General features: G+C 62.9%; 18 protein-coding genes. 10 read left to right on the forward strand and 8 right to left on the reverse strand.

Annotated elements, in window-relative coordinates:
- A complete protein-coding gene (locus tag CDV44_RS24695) occupies positions 1 to 468 on the reverse strand; it encodes a cytochrome c family protein (protein WP_087691309.1) in 468 nt (155 codons plus the stop codon).
- A gap of 270 nt (positions 469 to 738) precedes the next feature.
- Here CDV44_RS24695 and CDV44_RS24700 point away from each other — a divergent pair, with 270 nt between their 5' ends.
- Positions 739 to 1,251 carry a DUF6622 family protein gene (locus CDV44_RS24700; protein WP_087691310.1) on the forward strand — a complete coding sequence of 171 codons (513 nt, stop codon included), beginning with the start codon at positions 739 to 741 and terminating at the stop codon, positions 1,249 to 1,251.
- Positions 1,252 to 1,382: 131 nt separating this feature from the next.
- Here the strand turns inward: CDV44_RS24700 and CDV44_RS24705 are convergent, their stop codons facing one another.
- From CDV44_RS24705 to CDV44_RS24720, 4 genes are read right to left on the reverse strand one after another with little or no spacing between them, the layout of a single operon-like run.
- On the reverse strand, positions 1,383 to 2,177 hold the full coding sequence (locus CDV44_RS24705) for a transporter substrate-binding domain-containing protein (RefSeq protein WP_087691311.1): 795 nt from the start codon (positions 2,175 to 2,177) through the stop codon (positions 1,383 to 1,385).
- A gap of 57 nt (positions 2,178 to 2,234) precedes the next feature.
- On the reverse strand, positions 2,235 to 2,963 hold the full coding sequence (locus CDV44_RS24710) for an amino acid ABC transporter ATP-binding protein (protein ID WP_087691312.1): 729 nt from the start codon (positions 2,961 to 2,963) through the stop codon (positions 2,235 to 2,237).
- On the reverse strand, positions 2,947 to 3,600 hold the full coding sequence (locus CDV44_RS24715) for an amino acid ABC transporter permease (RefSeq protein WP_087691313.1): 654 nt from the start codon (positions 3,598 to 3,600) through the stop codon (positions 2,947 to 2,949). Before CDV44_RS24715 ends, CDV44_RS24710 begins: the two co-directional genes overlap by 17 nt.
- Positions 3,597 to 4,391 carry an amino acid ABC transporter permease gene (locus CDV44_RS24720; RefSeq protein ID WP_087691314.1) on the reverse strand — a complete coding sequence of 265 codons (795 nt, stop codon included), beginning with the start codon at positions 4,389 to 4,391 and terminating at the stop codon, positions 3,597 to 3,599. The genes CDV44_RS24715 and CDV44_RS24720 overlap by 4 nt, the downstream gene beginning before the upstream one ends.
- A 449-nt stretch (positions 4,392 to 4,840) precedes the next feature.
- On the opposite strand from CDV44_RS24720, the gene CDV44_RS28115 reads away from it, so the two are divergent.
- The 7 genes from CDV44_RS28115 (at position 4,841) to ubiA (ending at position 10,382) form a co-directional block, all read left to right on the forward strand.
- On the forward strand, positions 4,841 to 4,990 hold the full coding sequence (locus CDV44_RS28115; RefSeq protein ID WP_170936096.1) for a hypothetical protein: 150 nt from the start codon (positions 4,841 to 4,843) through the stop codon (positions 4,988 to 4,990).
- Positions 4,990 to 5,451, forward strand: coding sequence for an Lrp/AsnC family transcriptional regulator (locus tag CDV44_RS24730; RefSeq protein ID WP_087691316.1), 462 nt, complete (start codon positions 4,990 to 4,992; stop codon positions 5,449 to 5,451). Before CDV44_RS28115 ends, CDV44_RS24730 begins: the two co-directional genes overlap by 1 nt.
- A gap of 470 nt (positions 5,452 to 5,921) precedes the next feature.
- Positions 5,922 to 6,533: an iron transporter gene (locus CDV44_RS24735; RefSeq protein WP_087691317.1), complete on the forward strand. Its 612-nt coding sequence runs from the start codon at positions 5,922 to 5,924 to the stop codon at positions 6,531 to 6,533.
- Between the two features lie 102 nt (positions 6,534 to 6,635).
- The gene (locus tag CDV44_RS24740) at positions 6,636 to 6,959 is read left to right on the forward strand and encodes a cupredoxin domain-containing protein (RefSeq protein WP_087691523.1); all 324 of its coding nucleotides are present in this window, start codon (positions 6,636 to 6,638) and stop codon (positions 6,957 to 6,959) included.
- Between the two features lie 52 nt (positions 6,960 to 7,011).
- Positions 7,012 to 7,848: an FTR1 family protein gene (locus CDV44_RS24745; RefSeq protein WP_058375887.1), complete on the forward strand. Its 837-nt coding sequence runs from the start codon at positions 7,012 to 7,014 to the stop codon at positions 7,846 to 7,848.
- 170 nt (positions 7,849 to 8,018) lie between these two features.
- Positions 8,019 to 9,413: a 4Fe-4S binding protein gene (locus CDV44_RS24750; RefSeq protein WP_087691318.1), complete on the forward strand. Its 1,395-nt coding sequence runs from the start codon at positions 8,019 to 8,021 to the stop codon at positions 9,411 to 9,413.
- A 96-nt stretch (positions 9,414 to 9,509) separates the two neighbouring features.
- Positions 9,510 to 10,382 (forward strand): 4-hydroxybenzoate octaprenyltransferase, encoded by an 873-nt coding sequence (gene ubiA, locus CDV44_RS24755; protein WP_087691319.1) that lies wholly within the window; start codon positions 9,510 to 9,512, stop codon positions 10,380 to 10,382.
- A gap of 130 nt (positions 10,383 to 10,512) precedes the next feature.
- Here the strand turns inward: ubiA and proC are convergent, their stop codons facing one another.
- On the reverse strand, positions 10,513 to 11,325 hold the full coding sequence (proC, locus tag CDV44_RS24760; RefSeq protein WP_087691320.1) for a pyrroline-5-carboxylate reductase: 813 nt from the start codon (positions 11,323 to 11,325) through the stop codon (positions 10,513 to 10,515).
- Positions 11,326 to 11,437: 112 nt separating this feature from the next.
- Positions 11,438 to 12,151 (reverse strand): YggS family pyridoxal phosphate-dependent enzyme, encoded by a 714-nt coding sequence (locus CDV44_RS24765; RefSeq protein ID WP_087691321.1) that lies wholly within the window; start codon positions 12,149 to 12,151, stop codon positions 11,438 to 11,440.
- Positions 12,152 to 12,366: 215 nt separating this feature from the next.
- Between CDV44_RS24765 and CDV44_RS24770 the strand changes: the two genes are divergently transcribed.
- A complete protein-coding gene (locus CDV44_RS24770) occupies positions 12,367 to 12,882 on the forward strand; it encodes a glutathione peroxidase (protein ID WP_087691322.1) in 516 nt (171 codons plus the stop codon).
- Positions 12,883 to 12,927: 45 nt separating this feature from the next.
- Here CDV44_RS24770 and CDV44_RS24775 read toward each other — a convergent pair whose 3' ends face one another.
- Positions 12,928 to 13,353: a hypothetical protein gene (locus CDV44_RS24775; RefSeq protein ID WP_087691323.1), complete on the reverse strand. Its 426-nt coding sequence runs from the start codon at positions 13,351 to 13,353 to the stop codon at positions 12,928 to 12,930.
- 158 nt (positions 13,354 to 13,511) lie between these two features.
- Between CDV44_RS24775 and CDV44_RS24780 the strand changes: the two genes are divergently transcribed.
- Positions 13,512 to 15,080 carry a PLP-dependent aminotransferase family protein gene (locus CDV44_RS24780; RefSeq protein WP_249277706.1) on the forward strand — a complete coding sequence of 523 codons (1,569 nt, stop codon included), beginning with the start codon at positions 13,512 to 13,514 and terminating at the stop codon, positions 15,078 to 15,080.
- Positions 15,081 to 15,119: the final 39 nt, after the last annotated feature.

Consider the following 15,119-nt stretch of genomic DNA (forward strand, 5'->3'; position numbering starts at 1 on the left):
TTATTTGAACGTGTGCAGATAGGCCAGCAAGTCCGCGATCTTGCGCGGATTGCTGATACCCCAGAAGCGCATCTTGGTCCCGGGCACCACTTTGCCCGGGTTCTCGATGAAGGCGGCGAGCGACTTGTCGTCCCAGACGATGCCCGACTGCTTCATCGCGTTCGAATACTCGAAATCCTTCAGGCTGCCGGCGTGACGCCCCGCGATCGCGTTCAGTTGCGGGCCGAACCCCGAGCTCGCCATCGGGCCCACCGAGTGGCACGACGAACAGCGCGACGTGAAGAGCGTTTTTCCCTCGGCAATATCTCCCGCAGCGAAGGCTGGTGAGGCGAACGTCAGCGCCAGCAGTACCGCGCCAAGGGGTTTGCGGAGCCGTGCGATTTGCTGCGTCGTTTTCGATGGCCGCAACAAGGTGGAATGGTTAAGCGGGGAGCGCACGGCAGCAAAAGTCAAAGGAAAACGGGTCATCGGCGGACGGGAGTCGGGAAGGTGGCGCGGGGGCAAGGCGTTAAGTTACCGCGTTCTAAATCTCGGGGCCAGCGATTCTGCCGTGCAGCGTTGCGACATCCTGTCGCGGTGCTTGCTCGCGCCCCTCACGCCACCTCCGCCATTCACGCAACTTGATAGCCACTCGCGCCGGGCCGCTGCCATTCGTCGCATCCCCATCGAGAAGTGTTTCGCAATCTCCGATGCTTCGGTCATCGCCGCTGCTGAGCGGTCATCTTCCGGAGAGTTGCGATGACGTTTCTGTCACATGTCCCGATGTGGGTCGGGTTTCTGTTTCTGGCGCTGGTGGGTTTGGGCCTGTCGGCCACGCGCACGCAGCAAAAGCCCTTGTGGGCGGCACTGGCGATGCCTGTCGCCATGACGTTGTTCTCGGCATATGGCGTCGCGAATACCTTTGGCGCGAGCACGCCATCGTTGATCGCGTGGACCAGCGCGGTGGTGATCGTGGTAGTGATGCGCGCCGCGTTGGGTATCTGGGGAGACGTGCGCTGGCTGCCTGAGTCGCGCAGGGTGCTCGTGCCGGGAAGCTGGATGCCGCTGGTATGGATGCTCGCGATCTTCGCGATGAAATTTGCGGTGGCGGTGCAACTGGCCATGCATCCGGCGCTGCACGAACAAGGCAGCTTTGCCGCGTGGATCAGCCTTGCCTACGGGGCATTCACCGGTGTGTTTCTCGGCAGAGGGCTGGCGATTCGCCGTGCGATTCGGTTGGCAGACAACAAGGCGGTGCCGTTGGTGTCTTGAGTGATGTCGTGCGTGATTTTGCGCGTGATTTTGCGCGTGATTCTGTGCGTGATTCTGTGCGTAATTTTTTGAGTATCGAGGTGTGACGTCGCATCGCTGCGGCGCCACACCCTCACGCGTTGATCAGAAGGTCACGACGCCTTCGTCACGCTGTCAGGCAGATCGCGACCGTGGTACTTCTTGTAGATCGCGTTGAGCTTGCCGTTCTTCAGATTGGTCTTCACCCACTCGTTGATCCACTCTTTCAGGCGCGGTTGATCCTTGTTGAGTGCGATGCCGAGATCGAAGTCCTTCTGCGTGAATTTCAATTCAAGGTTCTTGTCCGGCGCGCGCTTGATCATTTCGCCGAGGTTCGACGGCGTGCTCGAGAAGATGTCCACCTGACCCGTGACCATCGACGTGATCAACGTCGCGTCGTCTTCATAGCGCACGATCTGCGCGCCCTTGGCATTCTGCGCGGTCTCGGTGTCGTTGACGGTGGCGCGCGTGAGGCCGATGCGTTTGCCGTTCAGGTCGGCGTAGCTCTTGATGTTCATGCTCTTCGGACCGCCGACAATGATCGAGATCACGGCGTACGGCACAGAGAAATCGATGACCTTCGCGCGCTCGGGTGTAATCGACAAGTCGGCCACCACGACATCGGCACGGTTGGCTTGCAGCGTCGGCACGCGTGCGGCGTTGGTCACCGAGACGATGTCGAGCTTCACGCCGAGATCCTTGGCGAGCAGTTGTGCCGTTTCGACGTCCGAGCCTGCCGGTTGCAGGTTGGCATCGGCAAACGAGAACAGCGGCGTGCCCATGGCAATCGCAACGCGAATCTTGCCCGCCTTCTTGATGTCGTCGAGCTGATCGGCCAGCGCGGCGTGCGCCATGGCGCCGAGCACAACGGCGGTACAGGCTTGGGCGAAGAGTGTCTTGAGTTTCATGCAGTGGTCTCCTTAGCGTGGTGTGTTGTCAACTGCGTTTAGCGAATGGGCGAGCGCTCACAGGCCGTTGGCGAGGAACGTGCGCAGTTCGGGCGTCTTCGGGGCGTCGAGCATTTCACCCGGGCCGACTTCCCATACCTTGCCCTGATGCATGTAAATGATCTGATCGGCCACGCGCTTCGCGAACGCCATCTCGTGCGTGACCAGCAACATCGTCATGCCACCGGCGGCGAGATCCTCCATCACGCGCAGCACTTCGCCGGTGAGTTGCGGGTCAAGTGCGGACGTCACTTCATCGAACAACATGACCTTCGGCGACATGGCCAATGAACGCGCGATGGCCACACGTTGCTGCTGTCCGCCCGAGAGCTGTTCCGGATAACTGTCGGCCTTTTCCGCAAGGCCCACTTGCGCGAGCACACGCTTGGCAATGGTCTCGGCTTCGCTGCGCGGCATGCGTTTCACATGACGCAGCGCGAGCATGATGTTCTCGCGCACGCTCAGGTGCGGAAACAGGTTGTAGCTCTGGAAGACGATGCCGACTTCGCGGCGCAGCTCGTGCAGATCGATCTTCGGATCTTCCACGCGAATGCCGCACACCTCGATGGAGCCTTCGTCGATCGTCTCCAGCCGGTCGATGCAGCGCAGCGCCGTACTCTTGCCCGAACCGCTCGCGCCGATGATCGCGACCATCTTGCCGCGCTCCACTTCGAACGACACGCCCTTGAGCACCGGGTTGTCGCCGAAGCGCTTGTGAATCTGGTTGACCTTAACGATTGCCGACATTGAGCCTGTCCTCCAGTGCCGCGCTCCAGCGTGAGAGTGGGTAGCACAGCACGAAATAAAACACCCCCACCAGCGAGAACACGAGGAAGGGCTGGAAAATCGAGTTGTTGATGATCTGGCCGGCGCGCGTGAGTTCGACGAAGCCGATCACCGACGCCAGCGACGTCATCTTGATGATCTGCACCAGAAAGCCAATCGTGGGCGGCAGCGACAAACGGATGGCCTGCGGAATGATCACGAGACGCAACGTCTGCCAGCGGGTGAACGACAGGCACTCGGCCGCCTCCCATTGCGCTTGCGGCATCGCTTCCACACAGCCGCGCCAGATGTCACCGAGATAGGCGCTCGTGTAGACCATCAGCGCGAGCGCCGCGGCCACGATGGCGGGCAATTCGAAGCCGTACACCGACAGGCCGAAATACACGATGAACAGCAGAATCAGCAGCGGTATGCCCTGAATCGCTTCGATGAAAATTTGCGCCGGCAAGCGCAGCCAGCGCCGCGGCGAGATGCGCGCGAGCATCACGAGAAAGCCACCGGCGCTGCCGAGCACGAACGCGATCAGCGAGAGCACCAGCGTCCAGCCGATCGACTGCACGAGATAACCCAGATAGGTCCACGAAAAACTGCCGATCATGACGCGCTCCGTTGCGCGGGGGTACCGCTGGTGTTGGTCGCGCTGCCCGGGTTTGCTGCGGCCACGCGCGCGGCTGTCGCGCGACGACGTGCGGCCTGTGCTGTCTGGGCGGCAGCGCGCCGCACGGTGCGGCGGCGCTTGAAGAGGTATTCACCGAAGGCCCATGCCACGAGCTTCACCAACAACGACAGCGCCACATAGAGCACGGCCACCACGATGTAGGTCTCAAGCGAGCGGAACGTGTCCGACTGCACCGTGTTGGCGACAGCGGTGAGTTCTTCGGCAGAAATCTGCGAGGCCATGGCCGAGGCCTGCATCATCAGAATGAACTGCGTCGTGAGCGCGGGGTACACCTTCTCGATGGCCGGTTGCAGCATCACGTGCCACGCGATGCGCCATTTCGACAGGCCCAGACACTCGGCCGCCTCGATCTGGCCGCGCGGCACCGACTCGATGCCCGCGCGGATGATCTCTGCCGCGTAGGCGCCGATGTTGATGACCATCGCGATGACCGCCGCAGCGAACGTCGGCATGTGAATGCCCAGACTCGCGAGGCCGAAATAGAGAAGGAAGATCTGGACGAGGAACGGCGTGTTGCGCACCGACTCGATGTAGATGCCGCACAAGCGTGACAACAGGCGATAACGGCTTCGTTTGGCGAACGCCACGAGTGTGCCGAGTGCCGTGCCGATGATCACGGACAACACCGTCATCTTCAGCGTGAGCCACGCGCCCTCCAGGAAAACTGGCCAATAAGGGACCAGCGGGGCGAAATTCAACGAAAAATGCATGGCTAACGCCTGTCTCCGGTGACGTTCGGGGCCGACGCGCCAGGTAGTGCCTTCACGGTGATGACAACCGCGGTTGCGCTGGAGGGTCTTCCTTGTACGTCGTCATATAAGTGATGTGATTTTGCGCATCGGTATTCCGCGTTGTCAATAGCGCGGGCTTGCGGGGATACCCGAGGCTATGGCCTTGATAGGACTAGGGGTAAGTCGCTCCGGATGCCGTGCGGCGGGGGTGTGGCGTGGCTATGAAGCTGCCTCAACGATCGGTTGACGGGGACGTGTTTCCGCTATGTCATCGTATCTCTTGAGTGAGAAAGTCCGATGAGCCGAGAACGTCGGGGGAGGGGCGGCGGCGAGGGGAGATGCCGGGTGTCGCGTGGCGAGGGACCTTTTATACTTGCGCTTTATCGCTCGCGGGCCTCGCTTGGGTCCGCGCATCTGCCGAGTCCGTCATGACCACCACCGACCGCAAGCCCCTCGCCCTGAGATCAATAACTGCGGTGTTCGCGCAGCCAAGCGCCGGGCGCGCCGAGCATGGGCGTGGGCGGGTTCATCCGGGCGTGAAGTGCTTGGGCGACGCTGTGTCGCAAGGCGAGGTCTGATGGCCCTGTCCGCGACGCCGCTCGACGAACTCGACCGGAATCTGCTCGCGCTGTTGCGCGTGAACGCCCGCGAAAGTGCGGCCAATCTCGCGCGCCGGCTCGGTGTGGCGCGTACGACGGTGCTTGCACGTATCGGGCGGCTTGAGCGCGCGGGCGTGATCGCCGGCTACACCGTGCGGCTCGGGCAGGACGCCGTGGGTGGCGGCTTGCAGGCGTGCGTAGGCATCAGCGTGCAGCCGCGCTCCGGGCGCGATGTCCAGCGACGGCTCGACAAGATGCCCGAGATTCACCTGCTATGCACCGTCAGCGGCGAGTTCGACTACGTGGCCTGGCTGCATGCAGCGTCGCCCGATCAACTCGACGCGCTGCTCGACACCATCGGCGAGATCGACGGTGTGACGCGCACCACCACATCGGTGGTACTCGCCCGGAAGATCGACCGGGGCGGCGTGTTGCCTTGATCCGGCGAGGGTTCCTCCCTGATTCAGCGCTAATTCGGTGCTAAGACTTCGGCGCTAAGGTGTCGACCGGCGGTCTTGGTGCGCCGGTTCGGCCATCCCGTTCGGGCATTTCCGCAGGCTTGGTAATTTTCCGTAAACGCTGGATGGGTATTTGCTAAGAAATCTGCGACGCCATGCCGCGGTGGAAGCGCCTCGTTGGTGCGCCGCAGCAAGGCGTGACGGGGCGTTGTGGCGGCCAACCCCGCGCCTGTCGGGCGTCCCCGTGACTTTGGCCAGTGCGCAACGGTGGCTCGCTGCCGGAAGCGAGGCGTTCCAGCGCTGCGCAAAAATGGGGCAAAATGCGTCCCCATCGTCTTCTCAATCCCCGCAATACCCCATGGAGCGTCGACTTCAGGTTTGTCGGGTAGTGGCGATAGTGCTAAACTTATTGAGAATAATTTGCATTAACTTCCTCACAATCTGGAGTTTGTATGCGCGTGAAATCCCTCGTGGCAGCGGTGCTGCTCGCCGGTGCAGCGACCCTGGCGCAAGCCGCCGAGTTTCCGATCGGTAAGCCGCTGGTCACGGCAGGCATGGAAATCAACACCGTTTATCTGCAACCGATCACGATGGAACCGGCCGGCATGATGAACGATGCCAAGAAGTCGGATATCCACCTCGAGGCAGATATTCACGCCGTGGCCAAGAACCCGAACGGTTACGCCGAAGGCGACTGGATTCCGGGTCTGGAAATTACGTACAAGCTGCAAAAGGCCGGTAGCGCGAAGGTCATCGAAGGTCTGATGATGCCGATGGTTGCGAGCGATGGCCCGCACTACGGCGACAACGTGAAGCTCGATGGCGTGGGCAAGTACACGCTGACGATGGTGGTGAATGCCCCGGGCACGCTGGCCGAGTTCGGTTGCAAGATGGGCGGCGGCGCGATGGCCGCATCGGGCGCACACGCTGCCCACGGCGGTATGGGCCCGTGGTGCTTCGGCCGTCACGTCGACAAGGAAACCGGCGTGGGTCCGTGGTTCAAGCCCATCACGAAGACCGTCGAATTCACGTTCAGCGGTATTGGCAAGAAGGGCGGCTACTAAGCCCGGACTATCTTGATGCAGCGTTGGCCTGTTGGTGGGTCGACGCTGTTTTCATTTGGAGCATGAAGGATGATTCAGCGCATCGCGCGCCTGCTGGCCACGATGATGGCCGTGCTGGCCACGTTGTTCGCACTCGGCGGCCCCTCGCTTGCCCGCGCGGACGAACTTCCCACGTTCAGGCTGGAAATGAACAACGGCAAGCTCAACCCCGCCCGCATCGAAGTGCCGGCCGGCAAGCGCATCAAGATCGAAGTGCATAACACCGGCACGAACGCGGTCGAGTTCGAGAGCCTGCAACTGCGCAAGGAAAAGGTGCTCGCACCGGGCGCGCAGTCGTTTGTCGTGATCGCCCCGCTGCAACCGGGCGAGTACAAGTTTTTCGACGATTTCCATCAGCAGGCGCAAGGCGTGATCGTCGCCAAGTAAGCATCAGCAAGCATCAACAAGTATCAACGAGCAACACTAAAGGAATTGCACGATGGGTCAGGTCATGTTCATCGTCTGGCGCGAAAGCGTCGAGGCACTGCTGGTCGTAGGCATTCTGCATGCCTGGCTGGCCAACCCCGAGCACGGCGCCAAGCGCGGCCTGCCCTATCTGTGGGCCGGCGTAGCACTGGGGATTGCGGCCGCCGTGGCACTCGGCGCCGCACTGGTCGGTTTCACCGAAGTGCTCTCGGGCGACGCGCAAGACTACTTCCAGACCGCCATGGTGCTGATCGCCTGTGTGCTGATCGTGCAGATGGTTTTCTGGATGAAGCGGCATGGCCGCACGCTCAAGCGCGACATGGAGTCGTCGCTACAGAAAACGCACGATCAGGGCACCTGGTGGGGTGTGCTGATTCTGGTGGCGCTGGCGATTGCCCGTGAAGGCAGCGAGACGGCGATCTTCCTGTACGGCATCGGTTTTGGTCAGCAAGGCAGCGTGCCGCTGACGATGTGGCTGGCCGTGGTGATCGGTTTCGTGCTGGCGCTGCTGACGTTCTGGCTGTTGCAACTGGGCGGCAAGGTGTTCTCGTGGCGGCTGTTTTTCCGCGTGACGGAAATCATGTTGTTGTTCCTCGCCGCGGGCCTGCTGGAGTCGGGTCTGGACCGTTTGATCTCGCTGGAGCTCGTGCCCACACTGGTCGATCAACTGTGGGATACTTCCGCGATTCTTGACGACACCAGCCCGTTTGGCGGTCTGGTCGCCACGCTGACCGGCTACCGGGCCCACCCGGCCGGCATGAACCTGTTGGTGTACGCGCTGTACTGGCTGTTCATCTGGGCGCTGTTGAAGCGCGCAGGTGCCCCGGCCAAGCAGGTGAAGGCTGCATAAGCGGTAAATGCGTGGTAAATGCGCGGTAAATGAGTTGAGTCGTAACTGAGCCGTACCCGGGCGGCACGAACCACCCGATTGGCCATTTGGCCAGACCGGCCTGCACGGACCACGCTGGATAAAGAGTCCGTCAGGCCGCTGAAGCAATCCCCCCGAAGCACGAGTTGAGCATGAGCATCGCCATACCTGTCCCGAACCTGCTGGCCCGCGTGGGCCTTTGGATGCAACGCCACGGCAAACTGATCCGCGGCGTGCAGTGGGGCATCGTCTTGGTTTATGCGTTCCTCATCTGCGTGCCGGTCATGATGCCGTTGCCTGACGAGACGGCGCACATTCTGAACAATCTCACCGTCTTCGCCCAGTTCACCTTCTGGGGCATCTGGTGGCCGTTTGTGCTCATCAGCATGGTCTTGATGGGACGCGTGTGGTGCGGGGTGCTCTGCCCCGAAGGCACCCTCTCCGAATTCGCCAGCCGTCACGGCCGTGGCCGCGCCATTCCGCGCTGGATGCGCTGGGGCGGATGGCCCTTCGTGGCCTTTGCCGGGACCACGCTCTACGGCCAGATGGTCAGCGTCTATCAGTATCCGAAAGCCGTGCTGCTCGTCTTGGGCGGCTCGACCATCGGGGCGATGGTGATCGGTTACTTCTACGGACGCGACAAGCGGGTCTGGTGCAAGTATCTGTGCCCGGTCAACGGCGTGTTCTCGTTGCTGGCGCGCCTCGCGCCGTTCCACTTCAAGGTCAACGAAGACGCGTGGCGTCAGTCGTATCACACCAACGGTCACAAGATCATCCCGGTCAATTGCGCGCCCATCGTGCCGCTGCGCAATATGAAGGGCGGTGCGCAGTGCCATATGTGCGGCCGCTGTGCCGGACACCGCGACGCAATCGAGCTTGCCGGGCGTTCGCCTAGCGAAGAGATCGTGAAGTTCGGTGCGACCGAAAACAATAGCGTGTGGGACAGCATTCTCCTGATGTACGGCCTGCTCGGCGTGGCCATCGGCGCGTTCCACTGGACCGTGAACCCGTGGTTCGTCACCGTCAAGACGGCGATCGCGTCGTGGCTCATCGATCGCAACATCATGTGGCCGTTCGAGACCAATGCGCCGTGGTTCGTGTTCACGAACTATCCCGATCAGAGCGACGTGTTCTCGTGGCTCGACGGCGGTCTGGTCGTCGCCTACATCGTTGGCAACGGCGTGTTGCTCGGGTTGGCCTTCACGATCATCTTTGCGCTGGCCAACCGCGCGATGGGCCCGTGGCAGACCTCGCGTTTCAACCATCTGGTGCAGGCGTTGATTCCGATTGCGGGCGCAGGCGTGTTCATCGGCCTGTCGGCGACCACCGTCAGCCTGCTGCGCGCCGAGCATCTGCCGGTGTACTGGGCCAATGACGTGCGTGCCACCATTCTGGCCGCCACCACGCTGTGGAGCCTGTGGCTGGGCTGGCGCGTGACGGGCCGCCATGCGCGCACGCTGGGCCGTCGTCTTGCCGGCATGGCTGGCATCGTGGCGGCGCTGGCGCTGGTCAACTGGCTCTGGCTGCTGATGTTCTGGATCTGGTAAATCCGGTAAGCATGGTCTCGCTGGCCGGAACCCCGCATTGGCGGGCATCCGGCGCGTGACCTACAATGTCGCCACAAGTCTCCCTGTGTGCCGCCCATGTTGCTCGCTCAACGCCTTCCGCTGTACTTCCGACTCGTTCGACTCGATAAGCCGATCGGCACCGTGCTGCTGTTGTGGCCGACGCTCGCCGCGCTGTGGATCGCTTCCAACGGACATCCCGATCCGCTGCTCGTTCTGATCTTCACGCTCGGCACCTTCCTGATGCGCTCGGCCGGTTGCGCGATCAACGATTACGCCGACCGCGACTTCGACAAGTACGTTAAGCGCACGCAGGAGCGCCCGATCACCTCGGGCCGCATTCGCGCGTGGGAAGCGGTGGCCGTCGCGGCCACGCTGGCACTGGCGAGCTTCCTGTTGATCCTGCCGCTCAATGCGCTGACCAAGTGGCTGTCGATCCCGGCGTTGTTCGTCGCGGGCACGTATCCGTTCACCAAGCGTTTTCTGGCGATTCCGCAGGCGTATCTGGGCGTCGCCTTCGGCTTCGGTATTCCGATGGCGTTTGCGGCCGTGCAGGACCAAGTGCCGATGCTGGCGTGGATTCTGCTGCTCTCCAACGTGTTCTGGTCCGTGGCGTACGACACCGAATACGCGATGGTCGATCGCGACGACGATCTGAAGATCGGCATCAAGACATCCGCCATCACCTTCGGCCGCTTCGACGTTGCCGCCATCATGCTTTGCTACGTTGTGGCGTTGGGCATTCAGGCGGGTGTGGGTGCGTATCTGGGTTTCGGCTGGCCGTTCTGGCTGGGCATCGCGGTGGCGGTGGGTTGCGCCATCTATCACTACTTCCTGATTCGCGAGCGCGAGCGTATGCCGTGCTTTGCGGCGTTCCGTCATAACAACTGGCTCGGCGCAGCAGTCTTCGCCGGTATCGCCGGACATTACCTGCTGACAGCGCACGGCTGAAGGCGCGCGCTTGCGGCGCGCAACTGCGGAGAGCGCAGAAAAGAAAAACGGCGCGGTGATCTGTCGATCATTCGCGCCGTTTTTGCATTCACCGGCAGGTCGTGCCGGTGAGGTCGAACCTTAGTTACCTTCAGGCATCGCCGAGTTCGTCGCCCAGTTCCTTCGCACGCGTATTGGCGGCGTGCACACCGCGCACGATGGCGGCCTTGATCGAATCGCGATCGAACGAGCTGAGTGCGGCGAACGTGGTGCCGCCCTTCGAGGTCACGCGCTCGCGCAGCACGCTGGCGGGTTCGCTCGATTGCGCGGCTAGTTGTGATGCGCCGGTGAACGTGGCGATGGCCAATTGGCGGCCTTGTTCCGGCGAGAAGCCCAGTTCTTGTGCGGCTTGCTCAAGGGCTTCGATGAAATAGAACACATAGGCCGGACCGCTGCCCGAGATCGCCGTGACGCCGTCGAGCTGGCTTTCCTTTTCCACCCAGACGATCTGACCGGCGGCGCCGAGCACCGTTTCGGCGCGCTTGCGCTGATCCGTATCCACGCCCGAGAGGGCTGCCAGCCCGGTGATGCCCATGCCGATCAAGGCAGGCGTGTTCGGCATGCAGCGCACGATCTGGTTATGGCCGCCGAGCCAGCGGGCCAGATCCGACGCGCGGATACCGGCTGCGATGCTGATGACCAGTTGCGTGTTCAGATGCGGTTGCAGGGCTTGGGCCACGTCCTTGAGGACTTGCGGCTTCACGGCCAGCACCAGCGTGTCGTAGTCGCGCAGGCGGTCGTTGGGCGCGCTGGCGGTTTCGATGCCGTATTGTTTGACGAGGCCCTCGCGGGTCGATTCGTTGACGTCGATCGCGAGAATGTCGCGCGGTGCCGTGCCGCGTCCCACCAGTCCGCCGATCAGGGCGTTGGCCATATTGCCGCCGCCGATGAATGCAATTCTCATAACCATCCTTTGCGTTGCGTGAGTCGTTTGCGTCGTTACCGTGTCATGCCGTGGCGAGTCTGCGACTCGTCCGTCATCCGAAATCGCCTGCGCGCGCTAAATCCGTAGTGCCTCAGGCGTGGGACCCGTAATCACGGGCCCCGAAAATTGCGGTGCCGATGCGCACCATTGTCGCACCCTCCGCGATGGCGGCTTCCAGATCGCCGGACATGCCCATCGACAGTGTGTCGAGCGCCATACCGTCGGCGCGCAGCGCATCGAACAGTTCGCGCATCGCCCGCAGCGGCTCACGTTGGCGCACGGGGTCGTCATCGGGTTCGGGAATGGCCATCAGGCCGCGCAGTTGCAGGTTGGGCAGGGCGGCAATCGCGCGCGCCGTCTCCGGCACCTCGGCCGGGGGAATGCCGCTCTTGCTGGCTTCACCGCTGATATTCACTTGCAGGCAGACCTGAAGCGGCGGCATATCGGCGGGACGTTGCGCGCTCAGGCGTTCCGCGATCTTGAGCCGGTCGACCGAGTGGACCCAGGCGAAGTGTTCCGCGACCGGGCGGGTCTTATTGCTTTGCAGCGGCCCGATAAAGTGCCATTCGAGCGGTTTGCCGTCGACCGTCGCGCCGGCCAGCGCCGCGATCTTGTCGAGGGCCTCTTGCACATAGTTTTCGCCGAAGGCTAGTTGCCCGGCGGCCATGGCATCGCGCACCGCGTCGGCCCCAAAGGTTTTCGAGACGGCGAGCAATTGCACGCTGCCGGCTGGGCGATGGGCGTTGGCGGTAGCTTGGGCGATCCGGGAGAGGACGGCGTCGAGGTGAGCGGCGATGGTCGACATGAGGCGAGTTCGGGCGTCGATGGGGCGGAGGGCGGGAGCAGAAGTGCATCACCGGCACGCCGATGGGGGTGCAGGCCAACGATTATAGCCGTGCGTATGGGGAGGTGCTACCCCGGCAAAAAACAAGGTGCTACCCAATAACGAAGGGGCATGGCCGCAGAACGGCACGCGAATTGTGGCAGACTGCGCGTGCCGACAATCAAAGGGAGTCAAAGATGAGCGCGAGTTCACAGCAGGCAACACAGGCACGTCAGGTCTATGACTTTTCCGTCCAGACGTTGGCGGGCGAGACGGTGAGTTTGTCGCAGTATCGCGGCAAGGTTTTGCTCATCGTGAATACGGCGAGCGAGTGTGGTTTCACGCCACAGTACGAGGGCTTGCAGGCGTTGTATGCGGAGTTGGCGCCGCGCGGTTTCGAGGTGCTGGCATTCCCGTGTAATCAGTTCGGCAAGCAGGAGCCGGGGGATGCGCAGGCGATCCGCAGCTTTTGCGACTTGCGCTTTCACGTTACGTTTCCCATGTTCGCCAAGGTGGACGTCAAAGGCCCCGACGCCGCGCCGCTTTACCAGTATCTGACCGACGAAAAGCGCGGCGTGCTGGGCACCAAAGCGATCAAGTGGAACTTCACCAAGTTTCTGGTCGATGCGAACGGCAAGGTCATCGAGCGTTACGCACCGACCGCCAAGCCTCAGGCGATCCGTGCAGATATCGAGCGCCTGTTGCCGGCGTGACGTCAGGCCCGGTAAGTGTTGGTCAACGGTCGGTCAAGACTCGACTCAAAAGCCAAACCGCGCCCGCAGCACACGCCACGGCATCGTGAGCGCGCGTTCGGCCGGTGCGTCGCTGTCGTGGCAGGTCAGTTCTGCGCCTTGGTCAGTGCTCAGCACCAGCCAGCCGGTTTCCTGAACCACATAGGCATGACCGGCAGTCAGTTGCACCGGCGCCGCCCAAACCGTCGCGGCGAGCCAGCGCGGGGCAGGGGTGAGCGCCACGCTGCCGCGCTTCACATGGAATACCGCGCCACGGCGCACATACGTGTGGAATGCCTGAGCGCTCGCCAGCGTCAGTTGCTCCGGCAGCGCGACAAGGTCACCAGCGGTGTTGGGGGAGTGCGTGGCGGCAGCGCGCGTGTCCCGGCGGCCTTGCGTGAGGGCGAGATCCGGCGAGAAGATAGGCTGGAGGGTTTGGGGGCGCTTTGCCATGACAGACTCCGGTGCGTTGAACAGGTACGAATAGCGTATCGACCCGAGACCCCTGCCGGTAGGCACACAGCTCGCCGGTTTTGCCCATAACAGAAGGGCTTTCGGGCATCTGTTACGATGCCAATTCCGCAAATCTGTATCTGTTATGGTGGCCGCCGATGCCTGATGATCTCCCCATGGATGCCGCCATCGCCCCCCCGCCCTCAGCCGCCACGACTACGCCCGACGTTCGATCGGACGTGAATCCGTCGGCATCGCCTTCGTCTCCATCTCCGTCAGCCGCTCCGGCCCTGCCGCTGTATCGCCAGCTCGCCGGACACTATCTGCTCGCCATCGAGGCCGGTACGCTCGTGCCCGGCGACCGCATGCCGAGCGTGCGCACGCTGATGGAGCGGCATCAGGTCAGCCTGTCGACCGCATTGCAGACGTGCCGGCATCTGGAAGCACAGGGCGTGCTCGAAGCGCGTCCGCGCTCCGGGTATTTTGTGCGCACGCCCGCGCGTGCCACGCTCGCGCCGCTGGACGAACCACGCCCGTGGGTGCCCGATCTCGCGCAGTACGTCGGTATCAATCAGCGTGTGTCGTCGATTCTTGCGCGCGGCCTTCAGGCAAGCGTGCACACCAACTTTGCGGTCGCCCACGGTGCGCCCCCGCTGTATCCCGTGACCGAACTGCGTCAGGCCACGTTGCGTGCGCTACGCGACAATCCGCTGCTCTACGGCGTACCGCCTCCGGGCGGCGGCGAAGCCCGCTTTCGTGCCGCCATCGCCCGCCGCGCGCTGGCCGCCCGCATGAATATCGCGCCGGAGGAAATCGTCGTCACGCATGGCTGCATCGAGGCCATCAATCTCGCGCTGCGTGCCGTAGCGAGCCCCGGCGACGTGGTGGCCGTCGAGTCGCCCACGTACTACGCGTTGCTGCAAACGCTCGAGAGCATGGGCATTCGCGCGCTCGAAATCCCGACCAGCCCGCAGACCGGCATCTCGCTAGAAGCGCTGGATCTCGCTTGCGAGACCTACGACAACATCAAGGCCGTTATCGTCGTTCCGCATTTCCAGAACCCGATCGGCTCGGTGATGCCCGACGCCCACAAGGCGCGCCTCGTCAAATGGGGCGAAACGCGAAACATCGCGATCATCGAAGACGACACCTATTCAGCGCTCGGTGACGACGACAATACCCCCGCCGCCATTCGCGGCTGGGACTCCACCGGCAACGTGATTCACTGCGCCTCGCTGCACAAGACCCTCGCCCCGGGCATGCGCTTGGGCTGGATCGCGGGCGGCAAGTGGCAGTCGCGTATCGAGATGCTGAAGTACGCGCAGACGCGCCCGAACGAAGCGCTGGCGCAGATCGCGATGGGGGAATTCATGGACTCGCCGAAGTACGACCGGCACCTGCGTCGCTTGCGTGCTCACTTGCGTGAGCAGCGTGCGGCGATGGCCGAGGCGATTGCCACGTATTTCCCGGCCGGCACGCGTCTGACGCTGCCGACCGGTGGACTGAGTCTGTGGGTAGAAATGCCGGGCGGCGTGAGTTCGGAGCAACTGTTCGATGCGGCGCTGGCCAAGGGCATTCGCATCGCGCCGGGGAGCCTGTTCTCCAATTCGACGCGTTACGACCACTTCCTGCGCATGAATACCGGGCACCCGTTCACGCGCGAGATCGACCGTGCGGTGCGCACGCTCGCAACGGAAGTCACGCGTCTGGTCGACGCGAAGGGGTGATGCGGCCGGCTGACGAGAACCGCTGTCGCGAACCGCTGA

The organism is Pandoraea sp. PE-S2R-1 (assembly GCF_002179865.1).
Classification (GTDB): domain Bacteria; phylum Pseudomonadota; class Gammaproteobacteria; order Burkholderiales; family Burkholderiaceae; genus Pandoraea.